At 66.0% G+C, this 25066-nt stretch carries 21 protein-coding genes; 13 read left to right on the top strand and 8 right to left on the bottom strand.

Annotated features, from left to right (window positions below; translation table 11 throughout):
• Positions 1 to 9: 9 nt before the first annotated feature.
• A complete protein-coding gene (locus OVY29_RS10650; protein WP_313911313.1) occupies positions 10 to 1056 on the bottom strand; it encodes a 2Fe-2S iron-sulfur cluster binding domain-containing protein in 1047 nt (348 codons plus the stop codon).
• Between the two features lie 136 nt (positions 1057 to 1192).
• Between OVY29_RS10650 and OVY29_RS10645 the strand changes: the two genes are divergently transcribed.
• The 10 genes from OVY29_RS10645 to OVY29_RS10600 all read left to right on the top strand — a co-directional run bounded on the left by OVY29_RS10645 (position 1193) and on the right by OVY29_RS10600 (position 13950).
• Complete coding sequence (locus OVY29_RS10645; protein ID WP_167921599.1) at positions 1193 to 3805, top strand: TonB-dependent receptor domain-containing protein; 2613 nt, start codon at positions 1193 to 1195, stop codon at positions 3803 to 3805.
• An 88-nt stretch (positions 3806 to 3893) separates the two neighbouring features.
• Positions 3894 to 4841 (top strand): hypothetical protein, encoded by a 948-nt coding sequence (locus tag OVY29_RS10640; RefSeq protein ID WP_313911312.1) that lies wholly within the window; start codon positions 3894 to 3896, stop codon positions 4839 to 4841.
• Positions 4822 to 5982, top strand: coding sequence for a phosphotransferase family protein (locus OVY29_RS10635; RefSeq protein WP_167921597.1), 1161 nt, complete (start codon positions 4822 to 4824; stop codon positions 5980 to 5982). Before OVY29_RS10640 ends, OVY29_RS10635 begins: the two co-directional genes overlap by 20 nt.
• Entirely contained in the window at positions 5979 to 6458 is a 480-nt protein-coding gene (locus OVY29_RS10630; protein ID WP_167921596.1) for a hypothetical protein, read from the top strand. The genes OVY29_RS10635 and OVY29_RS10630 overlap by 4 nt, the downstream gene beginning before the upstream one ends.
• Complete coding sequence (locus OVY29_RS10625) at positions 6455 to 7423, top strand: hypothetical protein (protein WP_167921595.1); 969 nt, start codon at positions 6455 to 6457, stop codon at positions 7421 to 7423. The genes OVY29_RS10630 and OVY29_RS10625 overlap by 4 nt, the downstream gene beginning before the upstream one ends.
• Positions 7424 to 7438: 15 nt before the next feature.
• Complete coding sequence (locus OVY29_RS10620; protein WP_167921594.1) at positions 7439 to 8539, top strand: NAD(P)-dependent alcohol dehydrogenase; 1101 nt, start codon at positions 7439 to 7441, stop codon at positions 8537 to 8539.
• A gap of 28 nt (positions 8540 to 8567) precedes the next feature.
• Positions 8568 to 9326 carry a tyrosine-protein phosphatase gene (locus OVY29_RS10615; protein WP_167921593.1) on the top strand — a complete coding sequence of 253 codons (759 nt, stop codon included), beginning with the start codon at positions 8568 to 8570 and terminating at the stop codon, positions 9324 to 9326.
• A 240-nt stretch (positions 9327 to 9566) separates the two neighbouring features.
• Positions 9567 to 10382, top strand: a complete 816-nt coding sequence (locus tag OVY29_RS10610; RefSeq protein WP_167921592.1) for an SDR family NAD(P)-dependent oxidoreductase — start codon at positions 9567 to 9569, stop codon at positions 10380 to 10382.
• 44 nt (positions 10383 to 10426) lie between these two features.
• Positions 10427 to 12286, top strand: a complete 1860-nt coding sequence (locus OVY29_RS10605) for an AMP-binding protein (RefSeq protein ID WP_313911311.1) — start codon at positions 10427 to 10429, stop codon at positions 12284 to 12286.
• Positions 12283 to 13950, top strand: a complete 1668-nt coding sequence (locus tag OVY29_RS10600) for an acyl-CoA dehydrogenase family protein (protein WP_313911310.1) — start codon at positions 12283 to 12285, stop codon at positions 13948 to 13950. Before OVY29_RS10605 ends, OVY29_RS10600 begins: the two co-directional genes overlap by 4 nt.
• Positions 13951 to 13955: 5 nt before the next feature.
• Here OVY29_RS10600 and OVY29_RS10595 read toward each other — a convergent pair whose 3' ends face one another.
• From OVY29_RS10595 to OVY29_RS10565, 7 genes are all read right to left on the bottom strand, one after another.
• A complete protein-coding gene (locus tag OVY29_RS10595) occupies positions 13956 to 14990 on the bottom strand; it encodes a lipase secretion chaperone (protein ID WP_313911309.1) in 1035 nt (344 codons plus the stop codon).
• On the bottom strand, positions 14987 to 15949 hold the full coding sequence (locus tag OVY29_RS10590) for a triacylglycerol lipase (RefSeq protein WP_313911308.1): 963 nt from the start codon (positions 15947 to 15949) through the stop codon (positions 14987 to 14989). Before OVY29_RS10590 ends, OVY29_RS10595 begins: the two co-directional genes overlap by 4 nt.
• Positions 15950 to 16006: 57 nt before the next feature.
• Positions 16007 to 16894, bottom strand: coding sequence for an alpha/beta fold hydrolase (locus OVY29_RS10585; protein WP_313911307.1), 888 nt, complete (start codon positions 16892 to 16894; stop codon positions 16007 to 16009).
• Positions 16891 to 19062, bottom strand: a complete 2172-nt coding sequence (locus OVY29_RS10580) for a TonB-dependent receptor (protein ID WP_313911306.1) — start codon at positions 19060 to 19062, stop codon at positions 16891 to 16893. The genes OVY29_RS10585 and OVY29_RS10580 overlap by 4 nt, the downstream gene beginning before the upstream one ends.
• 105 nt (positions 19063 to 19167) lie before the next feature.
• Positions 19168 to 19677, bottom strand: a complete 510-nt coding sequence (locus tag OVY29_RS10575; RefSeq protein ID WP_313911305.1) for a hypothetical protein — start codon at positions 19675 to 19677, stop codon at positions 19168 to 19170.
• A 75-nt stretch (positions 19678 to 19752) separates the two neighbouring features.
• Positions 19753 to 20532, bottom strand: a complete 780-nt coding sequence (locus OVY29_RS10570; RefSeq protein WP_313911304.1) for an enoyl-CoA hydratase/isomerase family protein — start codon at positions 20530 to 20532, stop codon at positions 19753 to 19755.
• Complete coding sequence (locus OVY29_RS10565) at positions 20529 to 22061, bottom strand: AMP-binding protein (RefSeq protein WP_313911303.1); 1533 nt, start codon at positions 22059 to 22061, stop codon at positions 20529 to 20531. The genes OVY29_RS10570 and OVY29_RS10565 overlap by 4 nt, the downstream gene beginning before the upstream one ends.
• A gap of 181 nt (positions 22062 to 22242) precedes the next feature.
• On the opposite strand from OVY29_RS10565, the gene OVY29_RS10560 reads away from it, so the two are divergent.
• Genes OVY29_RS10560 through OVY29_RS10550 form a run of 3 tightly spaced genes read left to right on the top strand, consistent with a single transcriptional unit; the run spans position 22243 to position 25066 of the window.
• On the top strand, positions 22243 to 23436 hold the full coding sequence (locus OVY29_RS10560; RefSeq protein WP_313911302.1) for an acyl-CoA dehydrogenase family protein: 1194 nt from the start codon (positions 22243 to 22245) through the stop codon (positions 23434 to 23436).
• The gene (locus OVY29_RS10555) at positions 23433 to 24293 is read left to right on the top strand and encodes an SDR family oxidoreductase (protein ID WP_313911301.1); all 861 of its coding nucleotides are present in this window, start codon (positions 23433 to 23435) and stop codon (positions 24291 to 24293) included. The genes OVY29_RS10560 and OVY29_RS10555 overlap by 4 nt, the downstream gene beginning before the upstream one ends.
• Positions 24294 to 24295: 2 nt before the next feature.
• On the top strand, positions 24296 to 25066 hold the full coding sequence (locus tag OVY29_RS10550) for an SDR family oxidoreductase (protein ID WP_313911300.1): 771 nt from the start codon (positions 24296 to 24298) through the stop codon (positions 25064 to 25066).

Here is a 25066-nt window from a genome sequence, read left to right as displayed (position 1 = left end):
TCCCGTGAGTCATGCGCCGGTGCTGGCGTCTGTAAATTTGTCGTAGTGAATATCGGGCAGGCCGATGCCTGCTTCGCTGAACGCGTGGATCCCCGCGTCGATCATCGGCGGTGGTCCGCACATATAGCCCTGCGCGCCCGGTCCGAGACGCTCGAGCGCCTGCGCCACATAGGCGGTGACGAAGCCGTGCCGATATTGGGGGTTCTGCTCTTCGGAGAGGATCGGCCAATAGTCGAAACTCGCAGTCCAGCCGCTGCGGATCGCAGCGATCGCTTCGGCGGCGTAGAGATCGCGCGCGCCGCGGCCGCCGAACAGGAGAATGCAGTCCCGGCGGACGCGGCGGTTTGCCGCATCCTGAAGGAGGCTCAGCAGTGGCGCGAGCCCCGAGCCGCCCGCGATGCAGAGGATCGGGCCCTTGCCCTCGCGCAGCCAGAAATTGCCGTGCGGTCCATCGATCTCGAGCGTTTCGCTCGCGAGGGTGCCGCCGAACAGACGATCGGTGAACTGGCCGCCCGGAACGTGGCGGACGAAGAAGCCGGGCTCGAGGGTGCCGCCCGGAGCCGGGGCGTCGGCAAAGCTGTACGACCGGTGGATCGCGCCGTCGCCCCAGTGAATATTGGCATATTGCCCGGCCTTATAGTGTATCGGTTTATCAACTTTGAGAGCGACCCGCTTGATGTCGTGCGTGAGCTCGCTGGCACCGGTGAAGGCGGCCGGCTGACGGATGATTTCCTCCGAGGCGCTCCCCCCGATTTCGACGTCGAGCACGAGGTCGGACCTGGGCAGTGCCTGGCACGCCAATATATAGCCCGCATCGAGCTCCTCGCGGCTCAGCGTATAGCCAAAGGGCGTGATTGCCTCGACTTTCCCGGAGATCAGGCGGCTGCGGCACGACCCGCAGGTCCCCACCGTACAGTCGTGGGGATAGGCGATTCCCTCGGCGAGCGCGCGTTCGAGAATCGTCGCCCCCGAACCGACCTCGAACCGGTCGCCCGACGACTCGATTTCGACGGTGCGAGCGGGCGCCTTCCCAAAAAGCTTGGATAACAGCGACATTCGGCATCTCTCTCAAAATTCGTAAAGTGGTTGACATGTTTGTGGCACAGATTATTTTGCGTATCAAGGTCACGCAATAAATTGCGGACATGATCGCACCGGATCTCCCCGTCCGAGTGCCAAAGGGAGAGCGATAGTGAAGAGCCTTATGTCCGCGAGCGTGCTCGCCGTTGCGATCGCCAGCCTGTCGACGCCCGCTTCTGCGCAGGAAGCGCCGGCGGACGAAACGGGCACCACCCAGGATCAGGTCGGCCTCAGCGACATCATCGTGACCGCGACCAAGCGGTCCGAGAATCTGCAGGATGTGCCCGTCGCGGTCTCGGCCATCTCGTCCGAATCGCTCCAGAACAAGGGCGTGTTCGAGACGAGCGATCTCAACAACACGATGCCGAACTTCCAGGTGTCCTCGCCGTACGGCCAGCAGCAGCCGAACTTCTCGGTGCGCGGCGTCGGTGTCGGCACCGAGTTCAACGCCAATGCGGCATCGCCGGTCGGCGTCTATGTCGACGAAGTCTATCAGGCATTCCGCTCGAGCCATGGCCAGCAGCTCTACGATCTCAACCAGATCGAAGTCGTGCGCGGCCCGCAGGGCACCCTCTATGGCCGCAACACCACGGGCGGCGCGGTGAACTTCATTACCAAGGCACCGCAGCTCGAAGGGCAGGAGGGCTATTTCACCGCCGGCTACGGCAATTACAACCGCATCAACCTCGAAGGCGCGATCGAAGTCACGCCGTCGCCCGACAAATTCGGTATTCGCCTCGCCGCTACCTATGTGGACGCCGATTCCTATATCAAGAACCGGCTGCCCGAAGGCCCGAGCACGGCGGCTGGCGGCGGCGCGTCGGGCCTGAACTTCAACACCGGCCGGAGCCCCGGCGGCACGCAGAGCTACGGCCTTCGCCTGTCGATGCGCTGGAAGCCCGTCGACACCGTCGACCTGAAGCTCAAGGTCTATGCAGCCGAAGCCGAGGGCGGCACTGAAAGCCCGATCCCGACCGGCTCGTCGCGCAACAGCGACGTGATCAGCTACACCAATCCCAACTTCCTGCTCGGCGGGCTGTTCTCGGCGCTTGCCCCGGCGGGTCTGCTGCCGACGAGTTACAGCCAGTCGGGCCGCGGCCTCGGGATCAATGAAGTCGAACTCGACTCGGTCGGCGTCGCGACCTCGCGGGCCCGCGGCGTGGTCTTCGATGCCCGCATCGATCTCACCGATAATCTGAAGCTCATCTCGGTGAGCGGCTATGACGACGGTCTCTATGCCCAGTCGTCGACCGACTGCGACGGCACGCCGCTGCGCCTCTGTGCGATCGGCTACCGGTCGAAGTTCAGCGCGTTCAACCAGGACGTCCGTCTCGACTTCGATGGCGGGCCGTTCAAGGCGATCGTCGGTGCCTTCTACGGCAAGGACAAGGTGACGGGGGACAACACCCCCGACTTCTTCAACTTCCTGCGCGATGTGCGCGCCGCGGTCGGACTTCCGGCGAGCTATTTCAACCCGGGCGGCGCGTTCAATGGGACCGCGCTTTCGGCAGGCTCGCTCCCGACCGGCATCTATGCGACCCAGCATTTCGTCCAGAAGCGCACCTCCTACGCGGCCTATGGCGAGGCGAGCTACGAGCTGACGCCGACCCTCAAGTTCACTGCGGGCCTGCGCTATACGAAGGACAAGAACCGGTTCCTCGACGGTGTCACCACCTATTATGACGACACCGGCACGGCGCGCCTCATCACGGTGTCGGACTTCCAGCAGGGCGGGGCCTTCGCTCCCTATTTCCTCCAGGACGTGCGTGACGAAGCCGGCAATGTGGTCATTCCGTCTTTCCAGGGTCTCGGCATTCCGCTTCCGGGCGGCCTCGAGAACCAGGGTTCGGCGGGACGTGTGACCGGACGCGCGATCGTCGACTGGAAGCCCGTCGACGATGTCATGGTCTATGCGAGCTACAGCCGCGGCTACCGCTCGGGCACCTTCAACGGCCTGGCCTATGGCAGTGCCAACCAGGTATATTTCGTGAAGCCCGAGCAGGTCGACGCGTTCGAAGGCGGGATCAAGTCGCGCTTCTGGGACAATCGCGCCCAGTTCAACGTCTCGGCCTTCTACTATAAATATAAGGGCCAGCAGGGACAGGTCGTCGACGCGTCGGCCACCGCGAACCTTATTTCGCTCGACGGGACGCTGAAGGGGCTCGAGGTCGAAGCGATCGTCGAGCCGGTCAACGGCTTCACGCTGAGCGCCTCCTTCGGTCTGCTGGACTCGAGCTACAAGGGCGGCGATTGCCCGGCTGATCCCTCGACCATTCCGAACTTCCCGGCCCAGCTCGGCAGCTGCGTCGTGTCGTCGGGCGGTCCGGTCAGCGTCGGGGGTAATCCTTTCCCCTATGCCGCGAAGCAGTCGGCCTCCTTTGCCGCCGATTGGGACGTCATCGACGACGGCGACAACAAGCTGACGCTGCACGGCGACGTCAACTACACCGGCCAGTTCTACTTCGACTCGTTCAAGGATTACAGCCGCGGACCGTTGCCTGCCGTGGCATCGGGCAAGTTCGGCGACGGCAATGGCAAATATTGGGTCGCCAATGCCCGCGCGACCTATACGATGGGCAATTATTCGCTCTCGGTCTGGGGCAAGAATCTGACGAACAAGCTCTACTACCCGTTCGGCATCAGCCTCGAGAATCTGTTCGGCACCGGATACCGGGTCCGTGCACAGCCCCGCACTTACGGCGTCGAGGCCACATTGCGCTTCTAACGAAAAAGGGGGTGTCGCGGCCCTGACACCCTCCCGTCAGGGCCGCGGCGCAATTACCGACTAGATATCAAAAACGGAATGGAGAGAGATGATGTTAGAGAGCAATGTCTGGGTCGAACCGGATATGGACGTCGATGCCGTTCACGATGGTCGCCATGTGCTCCCCGACGTCGCCATGGGACGCGAGTCCATTCCCTATATCGTTGTGCTTCCCGAGCATCAGATCGCCTTCTTCACCTATACCTGGGTGTCGAAGGACAGCGTCGCCGGCGCGGCGCTCGCGGTCTTCGGCCCGGGCGTCGGCGGCGATCCGATCCAGCAGCGGCTCGCCGACAGGCCGGTGCCCGCGGACATGGGCTTCGACGATTGGCGCATCGAGGGTTTCGAGATGCAGCAGGATCTGAAGTTCGGCTCGGCGCATGTTCGCTGGGAGACGCCCGAAGCCACCGTCGACTATGAGTTTACCGCAACCCATCCGCCCTACGCCTATGCATCCGACCCGCGCGGCTGCCCGGCCTATTGCGCCACCGACCGGATCGAGCAGGCGGGCCGCGTCAAGGGCACGCTGCGGATCGGCGACCGCGTGATCGAGTTCGACGCGACGGGACACCGCGACCATAGCTGGGGCACGCGCGACTGGGTGCCGTTCCAGCAATATGAGTGGTTCGTCGGGCAGGTCGGCGACGAGATTTCGGTGCATTTCTGGCGCTTCAATGCGCTCGGCAAGGAAAATGTCCGCGGCTATGTCTTCAAGGACGGCAAGGCCTCACGCGTTTCCACTGTTGCCGTCGACGTGACCTACGACGACCAATATTGGCAGACCGGCTATACCGCTGAGATCGTCGACGAGGCGGGCCGGACGACGAGCGTCAGGACCGAGGTCTTCGGATGCTACACGCTGAAACCCGTTCCCAATTGCAGCCTCAACGAAAGCGGCGGCCGGTCCTTCATCGACGGCAAGGAAGGGGTCGGCTGGATGGAATGCTGCTGGCCCACCGATTATCTGGAGCATATTCGTGCAAACGGACCTTATTGAGCGCCCCGTCGTGCGGAACGACATGGAAGCCGTCCATCGGCACATCATCGATCGCCGCAGCGCGAACCGGACCCTGCCGCCCTACCGCGCGGCGCTGACCGAAGAGATCGTCGAGATCCTCTCGAGCTTTTTTGCGAAAGAGCGACCCGGCGCGGCCGTCTCGGGCGTTCGCCGCGTCGGCGGAGGGGCCTCGAAGGAGCAATTCTTCTTCACGCTATCCGAGGGCGGTGCGGAGGAGAAGTTCCTGCTTCGTATGGACCCGCGCTCGGCGATCACCGAGACGGACCGCGAGCGCGAGTTCGTTCTGATCGGTGCGATGCGGGGACGGGTTCCCGTTCCCGAACCGGTGTGGATCGACAATGACGCGAAGCATTTCCCGCAGTCGGCCGCGATCCTGCGCGTCGTCTCGGGCGTCACCAAGCCGAGCGATGCCGGGGTCAAGGTGTCCGGCCTCGGCACGTGGCTCGGCCCCGATCTTCGCGAGAAGATCAAGGACCAGTTTCTCGACCATCTCGTCGAGATCCACCGCTACGACTATCGCGCCAATCCGCTCCCCGGGTTCGAGATCCCCGAGGCGGATGCCAAGCAGGCCGCGCGCTGGGCCTATAATTACTGGCGCGAATTGTGGGAAGTCGACGAGGGCGAACCCAGGCCCATCATGTCGCTCGCGACCCAATGGCTCGCGGACAATATGCCCGACACCGCCGAGCTCGTGATGCTGCACGGCGACTACCGGACCGGCAATTATCTCTTCGACGAGGCAAGCGGCGAAATCACCGCGCTCCTCGATTGGGAGCTGGCCCGGATCGGGGATTATCACGAGGATCTCGGCTGGGTGCTGATGGAGATTTTCGGTAGCTTCGACGGTGAGGGGGTCTTTCGGGCCAGCGACCTGTTCGAGCGCGAGGAGTTCATCACCGAATATGAGCGGCGTTCGGGCCGGACGGTCAACCGCGAGACGCTCCACTATTACGACGTGATGTCGAGCTGGAAGTGCAACGTCATCGTCGCCGCCAACGGCCTGGCTGCGGCGCGGTCGCAGCATAATCACCAGGATGTGCTGCTCACCTTCCTGGGCGCTGCGGCGCCGATGTTCGCCAATGATCTCGTCCGCTTGCTGAGCAAAGGAGCCGGAGAATGACACCGACGACCGACGAGCGCCTCGCAAGCGTCATCCGTTCGCTGACCGAGGTGGTCCTGCCGCATCTTCCGGCGGACGCGTCGCTGGCGCAGGAGCAGGTCCAGCTCGCCATCGGCCATCTGCAGATCCTCCGTCTCCAGTTCGATTCCGTCCTCGGGTTCGAGGCGGAGGAACTTGCGGACACCGAGGCGCTCGCTTCGGAGCTCGCTGCGGCGATCGATGGCGGGCGTGATACGTCGGCTGCGGTGGCCGCCCTGAAGGCGGCCATTGGAGCCGTAAATGCCGATGTCCGCGGGTCGCTGACGGGTCTCAACCGCGCGATCGAACGCGTGGTACAGGCCGTTTCGGCGGACGGTGCGGAGGGAGCGAAGGCGCGGCTTTCCGAAATCATCCTGCGCCGCGAAGGCAATCGCGTCGAGAAGGATCGCCGCTGGTTCCTGCCTTACGGTTTCGACACGATGGACGCGGCGGCATGATCCGCCCGGAGGACGCAGAGTTTCATTTCTCTCAGGGCTCGCACTGGCAGTGGGTCGAGACCATAGCGCTCCCGTTTTGCGTTCCCGAGGCGAACATCAATGTCATCGTCTATGTGGTCACGCGGCCGATGCTCGGCGTGTGCATGGCCGATGTGACGATCATCGACCGGATTACCGATCTTTGGGAAGAGCAGGCCTATGTCGACAATCAGCAGCATATGCCGTGCCCCGCGAAGCTCAGCGACTTCAGCTTACCGAACGGTCTGACCGTGCGGGCCGTCGACCCGGTCAACCATTATCAGGTCGAGTATCAGGGGATCGACGATACCTGGTTCAAGCTCGACTATCATGCGCTGCACACCGCCTATGACATCAACGACCCGGCCATGGATCCGCTCGCGGCGAAGCGAAACGGTCCCGCGTGGGACAGCAGCTGGTCGGGCCATTATGAAATGACCTACCGCATTACAGGCGAACTTTGCGTTCGCGGCCAGCGCATGGCGGTTGACTGCGTCGAGACTGGAGACCGTAGCTGGGGGCCGCGGCCCGAGCGCGAAAATGGTGCCGTCATCTGGTGGCATGTGAGCTTCGGCGAGGCGCTGACCTGCCATATGTTCGTCCAGCACGACATCGCGAAGACCAACGAATTCGGGGCGCTCATCAGCGGATATATACTCGAGGACGGTGAGCTGTCGGGACTTGTCGAGGCCAAAGGCCGCAACGAGTATCGGCGCGTGATGCCAATGGGCGGCGAGGTCAGCGTGACCGACGCGCGCGGAAAGACGTTCGATTTCACCTTTTCGACCGTCAATGGCTGCTACTGGGCGCCTTATCCGTCGAACACCTATCTGCAGGCCTCCATGCGCGCCGCGCACAAGGGCCTCGTCGGCACGGGCGTGCAGCAGCTCGGCCTCAGTCGCGCCTATCTCACGCGTCACCGCGACGCGATCCGCCAACGCTACTGACTTCGGAGAATATCCATGAAAGCTACCGCAGCGATCGTTCGCGCCGTCGGGGGTGACTTCTCGATCGAGGACATCGAAGTCGCCGAGCCGCGGGGCGCGGAGGTACGCGTGCGCATCGTCGGCGTCGGCATGTGCCACACCGACCTCGTCGCGCGCGATGGCTTTCCCGTGCCGATGCCGATCGTGCTGGGCCATGAGGGCGCCGGGGTCGTCGAAAGCGTCGGCCCCGAGGTCACCGATCTGGCGCCGGGCGATCATGTGGTGCTGAGCTTCGATAGCTGCGCGGCCTGCCCGACCTGCGACGAGGGACTTCCCGCCTATTGCCATCAGTTCCTCGGCAAGAATTTCGCCGGGGTGCGTCTCGAGGACGGCACGTCGCCGCTCAGTCAGGCAGGCGATGTGATTCACGGCAATTTCTTCGGCCAGTCGTCATTCGGCGCCTACGCCGTCGCGCACCGGCGCAACACGGTGAAGGTCGATCCGGCACTGCCGCTCGAAATCCTGGGCCCGCTCGGGTGCGGCATCATGACCGGCGCCGGCTCGGCGGTCATCTCGCTCGGCATCCGGCCGGGCCAGTCGCTGGCGATCTTCGGGGGCGGCGCGGTCGGTTTGTCGGCTTTGTTGGGTGCGCTGGCAGTGGGTGCAGGCCCGGTGATTGTCGTCGAGCCCAATACCGAGCGCAGGGCGCTCGCGCTGGAGCTCGGCGCAGCGCATGTCATCGACCCGGCGGCGACTGAAGACGTCCTCGCCGCGGTCAAGGAACTGTCGGGCGGCGGCGTCAATCACGCGCTCGACACGACGGGAATACCGGCGGTCGTCGCCGTCGCGGTCGAGACGACGGTGGCGCATGGCACGGTTGGTCTCGTCGCGGTTCCGCCGCCCGAGGCGATGCTGCCCGCCAATATGATGTCGATGCTCGTTCGCGGCACGACGATCAAATATATTACCGAGGGCGACGCCGATCCGCAGGAATTCATCCCGCGCATGATCGGCTGGTACCGGGACGGCAAATTTCCGTTCGATCGCCTGATCCGCAAATTTCCCTTCGCGGAGATCAACGCAGCGGCGCACGCGTCGGAAGACGGTTCCGCGATCAAACCCGTCCTCATATTGTGAAGCTGCCGGGCCGCGTGCCGACGAGATCATGACCGGCGTCTCGAATTTTCGCGATTTTGGCGGCATGGCGACCGTCGCGTCGCGCCATGTCCGGCGGCGGCTGCTCTATCGCTCCGGCCAGACCGGACCGCTCGGCGACATGCCCTTCGACGAACTGTCGGGCCTGAACTTCTCGGTCGTCGCGGATCTCCGGTTCCCGGACGAGGCTGTCGCGGCCCCGATGCCGTGGCCGGCGGCGAACGCCGGAAAGGTCCTCGCGATCGGCGGCGCGATAAAGGGCGGCACGGCCCCGCATCACGCCTTCATGAGCACCCGGTTCAAGACGGTTGACGAGGTTCGGGCACGCTATCTGGATTTTTACAGCGGGTTGCCCTCCGACCCGCGCTACATGTCGCTGATAGGCCGGACGCTGACGGCTGCCGCCGACGCCGAGGGGCCCGTCCTGATCCACTGTTCGGCCGGGAAGGACCGCACAGGGATCGTTTGCGGCCTGATCCTCGCGCTGCTCAATGTCCCGATGGATGCCATCGTCGAGGACTATATGATCTCCGCCGCACCCGAGGCGACACGGGCGTTGCGCCCCGAAATCCTGCGTCGGATCGAAGCGCATGGCATCGCCCAGCCCGACGAGGATATCCTCGAGGCGATGCTGACCGTCGAGCCCGACTATCTGCTCGCGAGCTTCGCCGCCATCGCGCGCGAATTCGGATCGCTGGCCGCCTATCTCGATGCAATCGGGGCAGCGCCGCCGCTCGCGAACCGCCTGCGCAGGCGTCTCCTCCAATAGGGTCTCACCGGCCAGCACGGCTGGCGGCGCGAGCGTTCCGCCTTGTTGATAAACCTGTTGAGCCGCTGTTCTCGCTGAGCGCGAGATTGTGACATTTCGACCGGCAGGGCGAAGTCCTCAGGAAATTCGAAGATATACTCGGTCGGAGACCTGGTCCGGCACGGCGCTTGACGTTCACGTAAGCGGCATATAGTAACCCTGTTTACATAAAATATCTGCTAAAACGGGAGCGGAGAGACCATGGGTTCGAACGCAAGCGTAGCGCCGCGCACAGCCGACGCATCGACGCCATCTGGCGGCGGTGCAGGGGCCGCGCTGATCGTTGGAGGGTCGTCCGGCGTGGGATTGGCGACCGCGCACCGCCTTGTCGCGCAGGGCATTACCAGGATCGCGATCGCCGCCCGATCGGTCGAGCGCGGCGAAGCCGCTGCCGCAAGTCTTTCGTCCGCCACGGTCGAGGCGCGCTTCTTCGCCTGCGACGCGAACGATCCCGCGGAAGCGGTCCGTCTCGTCGATGAGGTTGAGGCCGCTTTCGGCGCCATCGACCTCCTCGTCGTCTCCACCGCGGCCGCCGTGCTGCCGCGCCTCCTTGGCGACATCGAGCCCGCCGAGATCGCGCGCACCCTCGTCGATCAGGCGGCGGCACCGATGGTCATGAGCCGGGCGGTCCTGCCCGGAATGCGGGCGCGTGGTTCAGGGTCGATTGTCGTCGTTGCGTCGGATGCGGCCAAGTCGGCAACGCCGGGCGAAACCGTTATCGGGGCTGCGATGGCCGCGATCACCATGTTCGCGCGGGCCATGGCGATGGAGGTCAAGCGCGACGGTATCCGCGTCAACGTCGTGACGCCCTCGCTGATCAGCGGCACGCCGATCTACGACCGGCTGATGGAGGACGAGTTCAGCGCCCGCCTGTTCGGCAAGGCGGCGAAGCTCGCCTCGCTCGGCGTCGCCGATGCCGACGATGTCGCGGCAACGATCGCTTTCCTCTGTTCGCCCGATGCAGCGCGCATCACGGGCCAGGCGATCAGCGTCAACGGAGGCATTTCGGCGGCCTGATCCGCACAGCGGACCGGCCTGGACAGACGATCGGGAGAGACAGGGTGAGCAGCGAGAGTGCGGCAGGAGCGGTGATGCGGCGGGCCTTGCCGTCGGCGATGGCGGTCGAGGCACTTGAAGCCGGGCCCTGGCGCGATTTGCTTCCGTGCTGGACGCTCGCCGGCGCGATCGAGGAGGCTGCGAGCCGATTCCCCGACAAGGCCGCGATCGTGCAGCTCGACGACGATGCCATGGGGTCGCCGCGTCTCAGCTTTGCCGAATATCGCGACCGGATCTTCCGGGCCGCCAATCTCTTTCGCCGCGGCCGAGGCGACGCCGAGCCCGTCGTCGCCGTGATCATGCCCTTCCTGCCCGAGGCGTTCGTCGCCATGTGGGCCGGCGGGATCGCGGGGCGCTATGTTCCGATCAACCCGTTCCTCGATGTCGAGCATGTCGCCGCCATCCTGAATGCGGCCAAGGCCGATATTCTCGTCTCCGTGCCGCCGGAACGGGGACGCGGGGTGTGGGAGCGGCTGGATGCGTTGCTCGAACGCGTGCCCTCGATCGCACAGGTCTGGCTGGCGGGGGCCGACGCGTCCGATGCCCGATGCTTCGAGGCGGCGCTTGGCCGCGAGGACAGCGCGCTCGGCTTCGTGCCCGCAACCGACCCTGCCGGCGTGTGCGCCTATCTTCATACCGGCGGCACGACCGGGAGCCCGAAGCTCGTTCGCCACACCCATGAAGGCCAGCTCTTCCAGGGCTGGCTCTGCGGCATGGCGATGGGACCCGAGGAAGATGTCATCTTCGGTCATGCCATGCCCAATTTCCACGTCGGCGGAGCGATCGCTTCGGGGACGCGCGGGATCGTCTATGGCCAGACCATCGTCACCCTGACCGCGGACGGCTTCCGCAATCCGGCGGTGATGCCGCGCTTCTGGGACATTGTGCGGCGCGAGGGGATCACCGCGATTGTCACGGCGCCGACGACGGCAGCGGGCCTTGCCGACGCCGAGGGCGACGGGCCCGCGTCGCTTGTGCGCTATACCACGGGCGGCGGGCCGCTCCCGCTCGAGGTGGCGCGCGCCTTCGACCGGCGCTTCGGCATCCAGCTGAAGGAGGTCTGGGGCGGCACCGAATTTCACGGCATCCTGAGCTTTCACTATGACGGGGGCGTGCCGCCGCGGCTCGGTTCGTGCGGGCGCGTGGTGCCCTATCACCGGGTGATCTCGGCGGTGCTCGACGGCAATCGCTTCGTTCGCGAAGCCGCGGCCGACGAGCGCGGGGTGCTGATCGCGGCGGGTCCGACGCTGATCCCGGGCTATGTCGATCCCGCCGCCGACAAGAGCTTCTTCGTCGAGGGCGGTCCCGATGGGCTCGTCTGGGCGACGACGGGCGATATCGGAATGGTCGACGAGGATCATTATGTGTGGATCTACGGGCGCGAGAAGGACGTCATCATTCGCGGCGGCCACAATATCGATTCCGCGGCGATCGACGAAATTCTCGCGCAGCATCCGGCGGTGCTGCACGCGGCGGCGATCGGGCGGCCCTGTCCCTCGAAGGGCGAGCTTCCGATCGCCTATGTCGAGCTCAAGCCGGGGGCGCGCGTCGCCGAGGGCGAGCTGGCGGCGCACGCGCGTGCGAAGATCCAGGAGCGCGCCGCGGTCCCGGTCGACATCATCCTGCTCGAGGCCCTGCCGATGACCGCCGTCGGCAAGGTCTCGAAACCGCACCTGCGCATCATGGCGATGGAAGCGGTGGGACGCGCCGCATGCCCGGGACGGGATGTCGCCGTCGAGGAGAAGGGCGGCAAGCTCACGCTCGTCGTCACCGCCGAGGATGTGGCCGACCGCGCGCGGATAGAACGTATTCTCGCCCCTTACACTTTTACGACGCGTGTCGATCTCACCGGAGCTTTCGCATGACCTTTCGCAGCCCGCGCACCCAGCTACGCACCCACAGCGTCGAGAACCAGCCGCCGCCGCTCGAAGGCGCGAACGCCTTCCTCGGCGACCCGGCACTCTGCGAAGCGGTGGCGCGCGAGGGCGGGGCCTGGGCGGCCGAGGATCTCGCGGCGCTCGGCGCCAAGGTCTTCGACCCCGAATGGGTGCACAAGGCGGTGACGGCGAACCGCTATACCCCCGAGCTCAAGCGCTTCGACCGCTTCGGTCAGCGCGTCGACACCGTCGAATTCCACCCGGCGTGGCACGATCTGATGGGGCTCGCTTATGAACATGAGGTGCATGCGCTTCCCTGGCGCACGAAGGAGAGCGGCGGCCATGTCGCGCGCGGCGCGGCCTCGATGCTCTTCGCGCAGCTCGAATGCGGCGTCCTCTGCCCGACCGCGATCACCTATGGCGTCGTGCCCATGATGTGGCAGCAGCCCGATCTCGCCGAGCAATGGGAGCCGCTCATGGTCTCCAAAGACTATGATCCGCGCCCCATCCCGCACGGCGAGAAGAGCGGCATCTCGATCGCCTTCACCGCGACCGAGAAGCAGGGCGGATCGGATATCCGCCGCAACATGACCGAGGCGAAGCCGGCGGGCCAGCCGGGGCCGGGCCGCGAATATATCCTCACCGGGCACAAATGGTTCTGCTCCGCGGCCGGCGCCGACATCATCTTCGTCGTCGCGCAGACCGAGAAGGGGCCAGGCTGTTTTCTCGTGCCGCGCTGGCTTCCCGACGGCACCCGCAACCCGATCTCGCTCGAGCGGCTGAAGGACAAGCTCGGCAACAAGTCGAACGCCTCGACCGAACTCGAGTTCGAGGGCACGCATGGCTGGCTCGTGGGCGAGGAAGGGCGGGGCATTCCCGTGGTGATGGAGTTCATGCTCCACACCCGTTTCGACGTGTCGCTGGTGCCTGCCGGGATCATGCGGCTCGGCCTCGCCCATGCGACGCACCACGCGCGCAATCGCTCGGCCTTCCAGCGCCGGCTCATCGACCAGCCGCTGATGCGCAACGTCCTCGCCGATCTCACGGTCGAGAGCGAAGCGGCGACCGCGATGGTCTTCCGCATCGCGCGGGCCTTCGACGCGTCGCGCAGCGACGAGGGCGAGCGCGTCTTCGGCCGGCTCGCGGTCGCGCTGTCCAAATATTGGCTCAACAAGCGGGTCGTGCCCTTCATCCATGAGGCGATGGAGGTGCATGGCGGCGCCGGCTATATCGAGGAATCGGTAATCCCCCGCTATTATCGCGAGGCCCCGCTCAACGGCATCTGGGAAGGGGCGGGCAATGTGATCAGCCTCGATGTCCAGCGTGCGCTCCGCAAGGAACCCGAGGCCGCCAATCTCTTCTTCGACGAGCTCGCGACCGCCAAGGGCGGCAATCGCCATCTCGATGCCGCGGCGGCCGAGCTCGACAGCCTCATCCGCGGCGAGCCCCTCGCCGACGCGAGCGCCCGCTACCTTGCCGAGCGCATGGCGCTTTCGCTGCAGGCCGCAGCGCTTGTGCGGCATTCGCCTGCCGCCGTGGCCGATGCCTTTTGCGCCACGCGTCTCGGCGGCGCGGGCGGCGCGGCGTTCGGAACCTTGCCGGCGGGCGCGGACCAGGATGCGATCCTCGAGCGGAGTTTCGTCGCGGGCTGATCGGGTCAGCGGGCTTCGGCATCGAGCGCGCGCACCCGCGCGAGCTCGCTGCCGGAAAAGTGGCGCTGGCGGAGCGCATCCTGCGCTTGCCGATAGGCCGCATTGCCCTGGCCGCCATGGTCCGCGCGAAGCCGTTGATCTTCGCGGCGATAGGCAGCGAGGCGCTGCTCCCATCTGGCGCGCGCGCCGTCGAGCTCCGCGAGCCGCTCGGCCGCCGCCGCGCCATATTCCGACCGGCGCATAGCGGCGATATCCGCGTCCGACCCGCCCGCGGCGCGCAGCGCCTCCACCTTGAGGTGCAGCGCCGTGGGTGCCGCGGACAGCGTGCGGGCACTCCGTATCCCGGGCGGCAGCTCGGCGTCGATCGCGGCCAGCGCGCGCTCCCGCTCGTCCTGCGTCATCGCCGCATTGCGAAGGATGGTCATGCGCCGCAACTCGATGTCGGCGAGGTCGCCGTCGTCGCCGTAAAAGGCCTTGGCAAGATCGGGGCCGAGCATCATGGTCTGCAGGCCTCGCATCGCTGCGACCCTGGCGCCGAGATCGGCGGGCGCCGCAGTCCCGGTGGCAAGGGCGGCGCGCGCCGCGCTGCGGTAGGCGATATAACGGTCGAGGACGGCGGCGATCTCGGCGACCGCGCTGTCGGCAAGCCCGCCGTTGATCGCGTGAAGGAGGATGCGCCCGTGCAGCACCTCCTCGCTCTCTTCGCCGCCCGCGCTCAAGAAATAATCGAAGACGCGCAGTGCATTGCGGTCGGGCACGAAATGGCCGCGCCCGTCGATCGTGAACCCTCCGTCGACCGCGGTTCCGGCGAGCGAGGAGGGCAGTGGTGCGCGGGCGGCGGCCGGTATGGCGAGGCCGGCTCTCGTGCCGGGCCCGATGCCGCTCGCGGGAAGCGTCACGAGCGGGGAGGCTTCGCTCCCGTCACCCCTTCCGTTCGCCATGATCTGCCAGGCTGCGATGGCGGCGAGCAGCAGCCCGCCGCCCGCCGCGATCATCAGCGCCCGGCCGTGAGGCCGGACGCTGCCATTCGCTCCCGTCACAGGCCCGCCGTCTTCAGCCGGTTCGCATGGTTGCGATAGAGGGTGCGCGGATCGACCTCGAGGACCGAGGTCAGTCCGAAGAGATTATTGACCTCGTCGAGATGGTTCATCCGGTAATTGTCGCGGATGACCGTGCCGAAATGGCTCGCGCATCGCTCGACTAGCCCGTCGTTCGGCTCGTCGTAAAAGAGGCTGAGCGCGACCATCGCGGGGTCGCTCGGGTCATACATGTTGGTGAAGGGCGCATCGCCCGACCAGCTATAGTTGCGGATCTGGCCGGCGGAGGTCTGGGTCACCGCTTGCCCCTGGCCGCAGGGCGTCGTCGGCATACCGGCGGGGAAGCTCGCATTGAAAGCCGCGATCCCGGCCGGCGAGAAATTCTTGAGAACCGCCTCGACGCTGACCGGATCGGGACTGCCGCCGAGCGAACTCCAGACCATGCTCACGAAGTCGCTGAAGGCATTGGCGGCCGGCGTCGGAATGAGCTGGCCGTTGATGTCGAAGGTGATGAGATCCGATCCCTTGTGCGGCGAGCCGACGGTGGTGAGCGAGGCGACGAGATCGGGCCGCACCGCCGCGACATAGCGAATGTCGAGACCGCCCTGGCTGTGGCCGATCAGGTTAAACTTCAGCGTGGGCTTGCCCTTGATCGCGCGAATGTCGTCGAGCTGCGCGATCAGGGACTCGCCGCGAACGACCGAGCTGTTGAACGGGCTCACCTGCGTCACATAGACCTCGGCGCCGGTCGATCGCAGATTCTCGGGGATGCCGTTCCAATAGGGGAGGACGCCCCCCAGTTCGTTGAACCCCGCGAGTCCATGCTCGAGGACGATCGGAAATTTGGTTCGCGTGAAGTCGCAGTTCGACCAGCAGATATCCCACGCCATCGCCGGCGTGGCGGCCAGCGCGGCAGCGACGACCGCCGCCGCCTTCAAGAGCGTCCTGATAAGCCTCCTCATGTTCCGTCTCCCAGCTGTTTTTCCTTGTGGATCGATCGGCGGGCTTGGCTGCGGGCGTCAGCGCTTCTCCTCGGACAGAAGCAGTGAAAGCCAGCGCCAGAGGTCATCGGCGACCTCGGCCCGGTTGGTCTCGTTGAGCATTTCGTGGCGGCCGCCCTCGTAGAGACGGCTCTCGACGGTCTTGCCCGCCGCCCGGTAGCGTTCGATCAGTGGCGTCACGCCGCCGAGAACACAGTGAAGCGGATCCCTGTCGCCCGAGAAAATATAGATGGGAAGATCGTCCGGGATGGCGGCGAGCGAGCCGGGATCTGCGAGGCGCGGTCCCGCGGCCGCGAGCGAGGCGAAGCTCGCCTCGGTGAGGCCGAAGCCGCAGAGCGGATCGGCGAGATAAAGGTCGACCTCGGCCTCGTCGCGGCTCAGCCAGTCGAACGGCGTGCGCGCCGGCTCGAACGGGGAATTCAGCGCCGCGATCAGTCCCGCCGGGTCGCCGCCCGCCGGAATATGGTCGACCGCGACCGAGCCCGAGAGAATGAGCCCGTCCAGCCGGTCGCCATGATCGATGGCCAGTGCCTGTGCGATCATCGAGCCCATCGAATGGCCGAGAAGAATGAGGGGCAGGCCGGGCGCTGCGGCGCGCGCCCATTCGACGAGTGCGAGAAGGTCCGCCTCGACACCGTCGAAGCCGCCCTCGCCATAGTCGCCGAGGCTGCCGGCCGCGAGGGCATCCTCGCCATGGCCGCGATGGTCGATCGCCACGACGTCGACGCCGCGGCGAAGGATCGCCTCGAGCGGGGCCTTGTACCGGCCTGCATGCTCGCCCATCCCGTGCGCGACCACCATGATCGCGCGGATCGGCGCGCCCGATGACCAGCGCCGCGCGAGCGGAGCGTGGCCGCCCCGCGCGCGGAGCCGGAAATATTCCTCCGCGATCGGTGCGCCCGTCACCGGAAGCGGGCCGTCAGTTCGACCCCGAAGCGGCGCGGATAGGGAACGGTCGAGAATTTGGTGAGCGTCGAGGGATCGATCTGGATGCCGGTCGACTTGCGGTTGTCGGTGAGGTTCTTGGCATAAGCGGCGATCTCGAAGCGGCCCGACGGCTCGACGAAGGCAATGCGCGCGCCGAGGTCCCAGAAGGCGGGGACGCGGAAATCGGCGCTGTTCGTTGCCGAAAAATATTGCCGGGTGACGTTGGTGGCATCGAAATGGAAGCTCAGCGAGCCCTCGGCGCCGACGGGTACGCGGTAGTCGGCCGCGAGGTTGAGCGTGCGGTGCGGTGCCTCGATCAGTTCGTTGCCCGAAAGATCGACGCCGTTGAGCAGCAACTCCTTATATTCGCTGTCGAGGAGGCCGAGCCCGGCGGTGAAGCTCAGGCCCTCGGCGGGGCGAAGCGCGGCCTCGATCTCGATGCCCTTGATCTCGGAGCGGCCCGCGTTGACGAGCTGCTGCGTACCGATGCCGACGACGTTGATGAACTGCTGGTTGCGGAACTTGTAGAGGAAGGCCGAGGCATTGAAGGTCAGCATGCGATCGAACAATTGCGATTTCAGGCCGACTTCCCAGCTGTCGAGCTTTTCGGGATTGGCGACGTTGAGGTCGGCGGGGTTGGTGAGCGCCCCGCCGTTGATCGCGCTGCTGCGGTATCCGCGCGCGAACTGGCCGTAGAGCATGATGTCGTCGGCAGGCTTCAGCCGGACGCCGATACGCCCGGTCGGCTCGCCGTCGCGGTAGCTTTTGTCGGCCTGGATCGGGATGATCGGCGCGACCTGGAAATTGGTGAGCCGGCCCTTGTCCCATGTGTAGCGAAGGCCGCCGTAGACGGCGAGGGCGTCGGACAGGTCGAAGGTCCCGTCGGCATAGACGGCGTAGGAGCGGCGCGCCTGCTCATAGCTCTGGGTCAGCACCGGGAAGACCGGCGGGCCGCCGAAGAGAAGATAGGTCGTCTCGATGTCGATATCGTCGCGCTGGTGATAGAGGCCGACGATCGCGTTGAACGGGCCGCTGCCATTGGTCGAGAGGCGGAGATCCTGGCTATATTCCTCGGTTTTCGATCCGAAATCGATGTGAAGCAGCGGGGCGATCGTGCCGTCGCCATCGACGAGGTTGAGGAAGCGGCCCCCGATGTAGGAGCTGATCGAGGTCAGCGTGACGCCGCCCAGATCCTTGTTCATCGTAAGGATCGCGCCGCGGCCGCGCACTTCGATCACGCCGGAGCGGTCGGTCGCGACTTGGTGACGGGTGAGGGGCGTGCCGTCGAACGGATTGAGGCGGGGGTTGAGGCCGAAGGCATTGGTGCCGCCCGGGCCGAGGCCCTCGTTGATCGCGCCGATCGCGCGCGCGTCATTCTGGACCGCGAAGAGCCGCAGGGTCGCGTCGAAGCCGCTGTCGTCCTTATAGCCGATCGTGAGGCGGCCGGCCTTGCGGTCGATGTTCGAGAGGTCGCGCCCCGCGGGGTTCACATTCTCGATATAGCCGTCCGAATGCGCGACGTTGAAGGCGAAGCGCACCGACAATTTGTCTTCGATCAGCGGCGCTTCGCCGGCGCCCTTGATCTCGGCGTAACCATATTCGCCATAACCGACGCTGATCTCGCCCTCGTTGCGGAAGGTGGGTGCGCGCGAGATGAAGTTGATCGCGCCCGCCGTCGTATTCTTGCCGAACAGCGTGCCCTGCGGGCCGCGCAGCACTTCGACGCGCTCGATGTCGAAGATCTGGGCGCCGCCGAGGAAGGAGGAGCCGACATAGACTTCGTCGTAGAAGACGCCGGTCGGCGAGATCGCGTTGAGGTTGAACTCGGGGGTCGAGATGCCGCGGATCGCGAACTTCGGCTGGCTCTCGTCGCCGAGCACCGAGACGCGAAGATTGGGGGTCTGACGGGCGATCTCGGTGCCGCTGTCGATCCCCGCGGCTTCGAGCTGCGCGCTGCCGAGGGCGGTAACCGAGACCGGCACGTCCTGGAGGCGCTGCTCGCGCTTCTGCGCGGTGACGATGATGGTACCGTCGTCGGGAGAGGCGGCACCGTTGCTGTCGCTCTGCGCCCATGCGGCGGCGGGGGTGAAAGCGGCGCTCGCGCACAAGGCCATGAGCGCGCGGCGGCGCAGTTTCCGAAATTCCATCCTGACCTCTCCCGAACCTGCGGTCGCTGATGCGACTCGCCGTGCGCAGCCTGACGCTGCCCCGGCTATATTATGCAGTTTCTGTAAGATTCCAAGTTGGAAGTTTCAAGGTGGTAAATTGGTTTCCTGTCCAAAGGCTTCTTCGAGGAAGGCGAGTCCCGCAGCGAGCTTGGCCTGATCCATATGTCCGACCCGGCCGGTGAGGAATTTCGTTGCCGAAGCGATCATCGTGCTTACGAACTCGCGCCCGTTCGGGGTCAGCCGCAGCAGCTTCTCGCGTCCCGACCCCGGACTCTCGATGATCTCGATCATCTCGTGCGGGGGGCTGGCCGTGTCGCGGATGATCTTGGTGACGTTTGGCGGGCTCATTTCGAACCAGGTGCCGAGCGTCGCCTCGATGTCCTTGCGCGGCATCCAGCCATCGCTGCCCGCCTCGGAATGAATGAGCCAGAGAAGGGCAGCCTGCTTCCGGCCGAGCTGGCCCTGGCCCATCGCCTGCTCCATCTCCATGCCGAACCGGTAGTGGACGGGGTAGAAATAGCCGAGCACGCGTTCGGCAAACGCGTCCGGTCCGGCGCGCCGCGCGCGCTTCCTTCCTTTTTCACTCTCTTCCATTGACGCATCGTCCCCTTCGCCCGCTACCTTGCACGATGCGGCGGGGACGGCGCAAGTATGAGACCGGATCGTCGGCTAGCTTCGCGGCTTCAGCATCGCCGCCATCGCTGCGGCGACTGCGGGGTCGCGCGCGAGGCGCACGACATGCGCTTCCTCGAGTGCGAGCTGCGCGGGCAGGTCGTTGCCGCGCGCCGCGCGGGTAAGCGCCTTGATGGCCGCATAGGCCCCGCCAGGTCCCGCTGCAAAGGCCCGCGCGGCCGCCTCGGCGGCTGCAGGCAGGGCCTCGTCCTCGACAACCTCGTCGATCAGGCCAAGCGAATGGGCCTCGCCGGCGCCAAGAAAGCGCGCGGTCATCAGGAGAGCGCCTGCCTGGCGCGGCCCGAGGGCCTGCGTCAGGAACCAGCTGACGCCCGCATCGGCGCTGAGGCCCAGCCGGGCATATCCCGTCGAAAAGCGCGCGGACCGGCCCGCGACGACGAGGTCGGCGGCGAGCGCGAGTCCGAAGCCGGCGCCGATTGCCGAACCCTGTACGGCGGCCACAACGGGTTTGGGCAGGCGGTAGAGCCGCTCCAGCATCGCGTGAAAACCGGTCGCCATCTCCTGCAGCTCGTCCGCGACGCGGTCGAGCTTGCCGGCGAAATGCCTGAGATCGGCCCCGGCGCAGAAATTGGCGCCCGAGCCCGCGATCAGGACCGCGCGAACGTCGGGATCCTCGGCTTCGGCCACCGCGCCCATGAGGTCGGCGATGAGGCCCGGGGTGACGGCATTGCCGTTTGCCGGCCGGTCGAGGCTGATCCGGAGCAGCCCCGCCTCATATTCGGTGACGACGCTCTCGCTATCGGCCTTGCTGGTCATGACTGGCTTTCCTTCAGATAGGCGGCGCGGAGCGCGGTCTTGTAGAGCTTGCCGTTGGGCTGGCGGGGCAGTTCGGGCGAGAGGTCGACCGAGCGGGGCACTTTGATCCGCGAAAGATGCGCGCGGCAATAGGCGATGATCGCGTCCTGGAAGGCCGCTTCGTCGTCGGGCCAGAGCCTTGGCTGGATGACAGCCTTCACCTCCTGCCCGAAATCCTCGTTGGGGATGCCGAACACCGCAGCATCGTCGACCTCGGGGTGCATGACGAGCAATTGTTCGATCTCGGCCGGATAGACATTGACCCCTCCGGTGATGATCATGAAATCCTTGCGGTCGGCAAGATAGAGATAACCCTCCTCATCGAGCCAGCCCATGTCGCCGAGCGTCACCCAGCCGCGGTCATTATAGGCGCGCGCGGTCTTTGCCGGGTCCTTGTGATATTCCATCGCGGGTCCGTTGGCGAAATAGATATGGCCGATCTCGCGCGCCGGCAGCGCCTTGCCATCGCCGTCCAGAATATGGAGGTCGCCAAAGACCGAGCGGCCGACCGATCCCGGGCGGGCGAGGGCCTCGGCGCTGTCGATCGACGTATAGCCGACCGCCTCGGACCCTGCGTAAAACTCCCAGACGATCGGGCCCCACCAGTCGATCATCTGCTGCTTGAGTTCCGGCGGGCAGGGCGCGGCCGCATGGATCGCGACGCGGTGGCTCGACAGGTCGTAGCGCGCCTTTGTCTCGTCTGGCAGCCGAACCATGCGGTGGAGCATCGTCGGGACCCACTGGCTGTGGGTTACGCCGAAGCGGTCGATGGCCGCGAGCGCGCCCTCGGCATCGAAGCCTTCCATGATGATGTTCGTGCCGCCGGCGCGGTGGACCGCCATCGAATATTTGGTCGGCGAGCCGTGATAGAGCGGGGCGGGGGTCAGATAGCGCGTCGCGGCGTCGAAGCCATAGAGCTGGGTCAGAAGCGAGGCGAGGGGGTTCGGTTCGTCGCGCTTGGCACCGCCGCGCGGCTTGATGCCTTTCGGCCGCCCGGTCGTGCCCGACGAATAGAGCATGTCGGCGCCGACGGCATCGGTCGGCCCGACCGCGAGTTCGGCCTCGCTCTCGATCAGGGTGCGCAAGGATGATGTTCCTCCCGCTCCCGTCCCGGTGAGAATCCAGTGCGCGACCTGCGGCAGCCCCGGTTTGATTTCGGCGATCAGACCCTCATGGGCAGGGGAGGCGATGACGATCCGCGAACCGCTGTCCTCGACCAGATAGGCCACTTCGCTTGCTGTCAGGCGCGTGCTGACGGGCGTGAAATAGAGCCCCGCATACCAGGCGCCCCATGCCACCGGGTGGTACATGATCTCGTTGTCGATCATCATGGCGAGATGATCGCCCGGTCCGAACCCGAGCCTCCGCAGCAGCCCGGCGACCTTGCGGGCGAGACTGTCGAGCTCGCCATAGGTCATCGTCTCGCCGGTCGCGGCCATGATCGTTGCGGCGCGGTCCGGCGCGCTCTGCGCTACCACTTGCGGGTTCACAACGGGGCTCCCGCGAGCGCGGAGGCACAGTTCGATGCCGTCATATCTCTCTCCCGATTCTTGTCGATTCTCCCGCATTATGCGCGGCGCGGCAGATTATGCAAATTTTGAACACTTGCGATATTGAACAATCTTGCATAGGAGACGGCCCAACAGCAAAAGACGGATCGGGGAGAAGATTTTGGCCAGCCATGCAATCGATATGGCGCCGTGGAGCACGGCGCTGTCGCCCGAGCATCAGCAGATCTTCGACGAAGCCGACCGTTGTGCCCGCTCGGAGCTGAGGCCGCTCGCGGCCCGGATGGACGATGAGGAATGGTGGCCCGACGCGATGTTTCGGTCGCTCGGCAAGCTTGGCTATTTCGGGATCAGCGTGCCTGCCGAGCTAGGCGGAACCGGCGCCGACATCTTTACCACCGGCCTCGTTGCCCAGGCTTTCGCCCGCTCGAACCACGCCTTTGCGCTCGCCTGGGTGGTCCACGAAAATCTCTGTCTCGGCAACGTCTATGCCAATGCCAGCGACGAGCAGCGTGCGCGCTTCCTGCCGAAGCTGCTCAGCGGCGAGTGGATCGGGGCGCTGGGGCTCACTGAGCCGGGTGCCGGATCCGACGCGCTCGGCTCGATGCGCACGAGCGCGCGGCGCGATGGCGACGATTATGTCCTGAACGGCGGCAAGATCTACATCACCAACGGGCCCGTCGCCGACGCGGTCCTTGTCTACGCCAAGACCGACATGGCGGCGGGTCCCAAGGGCATATCGGCCTTCGTCGTCGAAACCGACACCCCGGGGTTCAAGGTCGCGCAGAAACTGACGAAGATGGGATTTCGCGGCAGCCAGACCGCCGAGCTCGTCTTCGAAGAGTGCCGCGTTCCCGCCGCCAACCGGCTGCGCGGGGAAAATCAGGGGGTCGCGGTGGTGATGAGCGGGCTCGACCTCGAGCGCGCGATCATCTCGCCGATCATGCTCGGCATCTGCGAGCGCGCGCTGGAACTCACGATCGAACATGCCAAGACGCGCGAACAGTTCGGCCAGCCGATCGCGGGTTTCCAGATGATCCAGGCCAAGCTCGCCGACATGTTCGTCTGGATCGAGACGATGCGCAGCTTCACCTATCAGGTTCTCGCCGAATGTACGGCCATCGCGCACGGCGAGGGCGGGCGCGGACGCATCCATGCGCTCACCGCCGCGTCGGTGATGTATGCCGCGGAAACCGCCAACCGCGTTCTCAACGAGGCGGTGCAGATCCATGGCGGCACCGGCTATATCTGGGAGAGCGAGATCAACCGGCTCTTCCGTTCGATCAAGCTGATGGAGATCGGCGCCGGAACGACCGAAGTGCGCAAGCTCATCATCGCGGCCGATCTTCTCAAATGAGCGGCGTCGCGCGCACTGCGGCGACCCGGCTCGCGCGCGAGCCGCATGCGCTCGCACCCGATCTCTTCGCCGGCCGGACGGTGCTGGTCTCGGGCGGCGGGAGCGGCATCGGCATGGCGATCGCCTGGCTCTTCGGCCGGCTTGGCGCGCACGTCGCGATCTGTGGGCGCTCGGCCGAGCGGCTGGAACAGGCGGCCGCCGACATGACGGCGCACGGGATCGACCTCCTCTGGATGCCGACCGATATCCGCGACGAAGAGGCGGTAGCGCGGTTGTTCGATGCCGTCACCGGCCGTTTCGGATCGCTCGATGCTCTCGTCAACAACGCCGGCGGGCAATATCCGCAGGCCGCCGCGGACATCGTTCCCAAGGGTTGGCGCGCGGTCGTCGAAACCAACCTGACCGGCAGCTGGCTCATGATGCAGGCCGCCGCGACGCACTGGATCGGCGCGGGCCGACCGGGGTCGATCGTCAACATCGTCGCGTCGAACGAACGCGGCATGCCCGGCATCATTCACAGCAGCGCTGCGCGCGCGGGGGTGATCAACGCGAGCAAGACGGCGGCAGTCGAATGGGCGCCCAACGCGATCCGCGTCAATTGCATCGCCCCCGGTCTCATCGAGACGCCGGGTCTCGACGTCTATCCGGACGAAGCCCGTGCCGGTTTTGCGAACGCCAATCCCCAGCGCCGGTCGGGTGACCCTTGGGAGGTCGCGCAGGCGGTGGCCTTTCTTTCAAGCCCGGCTGCGTCGTTCGTGACCGGGGCAACGCTGGTCATCGACGGTGGCGGTGCGCTTTCGGGCGAACTTTGGACCCATCGTCCCAGCCCCTATGATCGAGGAACAACGGAACAGTGAATGTGTCGGGTAAGAAGGCGCTCGTCGTGGGCGCATCGAGCGGGATCAATCTCGCGATCGCGAAGCGGCTCGGCGAGCAGGGCGCGCGCCTTGTGGTCGCGAGCCGGACGCCCGAGCGCATCGCGACGGCAGCGGAGGGGCTTCGCGCCGAGGGTCTCGACGCGATCGGCATCGCGGGCGACGTGCGCGACGCGGCCGCGATGGAGGATGTCGCCGGGCAGGCGGCGCGCCACCTCGGCGGAATCGATATCGTCGTCTCGGGCGCCGCGGGAAATTTCTTCGCGTCCGCCGAGGAGATGTCCGCCAACGGCTTTCGGACCGTCGTCGAGATAGATCTCATCGGCACCTTCAACGTCTTCAAGGCCGCGTTTGCGCATCTTACGCGGCCGGGCGCCTCGCTCGTCGCCGTGTCGGCGCCGCAGGCGCAGCGCGCAATGCGCAACCAGGCGCATGCCTGCGCCGCCAAGGCGGGCGTCGATATGCTCACCAAATGCCTCGCGCTCGAATGGGGCGCTCATGGTATTCGGGTGAACGGTGTCTCGCCGGGCCCGATTGCCGATACCGAAGGGCTGGCACGGCTGACGGGCGAGGGCGATCTCGCCGATCGCGTGCAGGCGGCGCTCGCGCTTCCCTATTTCGGCCGCGGCAGCGACGTCGGCGATGCCGTCGCCTTTTTGTGCAGCGATGCCGCGAGATATGTGACCGGGACGATCCTCGACTGCGACGGCGGCATGCGCCTCGGCGATCTGCCCGTCCCGTCCGGCTCGAGGTGA

It is taken from the genome of Sphingopyxis sp. SE2 (assembly GCF_032227185.1).
Classification (GTDB): domain Bacteria; phylum Pseudomonadota; class Alphaproteobacteria; order Sphingomonadales; family Sphingomonadaceae; genus Sphingopyxis.
This window is presented reverse-complemented; position numbering and strand designations above follow the sequence as displayed.

What these genes read in the sequence shown, in the direction of transcription:
- OVY29_RS10650 (WP_313911313.1), bottom strand. Translation starts at nt 1,056, where the DNA reads ATGTCGCTGTTATCCAAGCTTTTTGGGAAGGCGCCCGCTCGCACCGTC.
- OVY29_RS10640 (WP_313911312.1), top strand. Translation starts at nt 3,894, where the DNA reads ATGATGTTAGAGAGCAATGTCTGGGTCGAACCGGATATGGACGTCGAT.
- OVY29_RS10630 (WP_167921596.1), top strand. Translation starts at nt 5,979, where the DNA reads ATGACACCGACGACCGACGAGCGCCTCGCAAGCGTCATCCGTTCGCTG.
- OVY29_RS10625 (WP_167921595.1), top strand. Translation starts at nt 6,455, where the DNA reads ATGATCCGCCCGGAGGACGCAGAGTTTCATTTCTCTCAGGGCTCGCAC.
- OVY29_RS10620 (WP_167921594.1), top strand. Translation starts at nt 7,439, where the DNA reads ATGAAAGCTACCGCAGCGATCGTTCGCGCCGTCGGGGGTGACTTCTCG.
- OVY29_RS10615 (WP_167921593.1), top strand. Translation starts at nt 8,568, where the DNA reads ATGACCGGCGTCTCGAATTTTCGCGATTTTGGCGGCATGGCGACCGTC.
- OVY29_RS10610 (WP_167921592.1), top strand. Translation starts at nt 9,567, where the DNA reads ATGGGTTCGAACGCAAGCGTAGCGCCGCGCACAGCCGACGCATCGACG.
- OVY29_RS10600 (WP_313911310.1), top strand. Translation starts at nt 12,283, where the DNA reads ATGACCTTTCGCAGCCCGCGCACCCAGCTACGCACCCACAGCGTCGAG.
- OVY29_RS10590 (WP_313911308.1), bottom strand. Translation starts at nt 15,949, where the DNA reads ATGAGGAGGCTTATCAGGACGCTCTTGAAGGCGGCGGCGGTCGTCGCT.
- OVY29_RS10580 (WP_313911306.1), bottom strand. Translation starts at nt 19,062, where the DNA reads ATGGAATTTCGGAAACTGCGCCGCCGCGCGCTCATGGCCTTGTGCGCG.
- OVY29_RS10575 (WP_313911305.1), bottom strand. Translation starts at nt 19,677, where the DNA reads ATGGAAGAGAGTGAAAAAGGAAGGAAGCGCGCGCGGCGCGCCGGACCG.
- OVY29_RS10570 (WP_313911304.1), bottom strand. Translation starts at nt 20,532, where the DNA reads ATGACCAGCAAGGCCGATAGCGAGAGCGTCGTCACCGAATATGAGGCG.
- OVY29_RS10555 (WP_313911301.1), top strand. Translation starts at nt 23,433, where the DNA reads ATGAGCGGCGTCGCGCGCACTGCGGCGACCCGGCTCGCGCGCGAGCCG.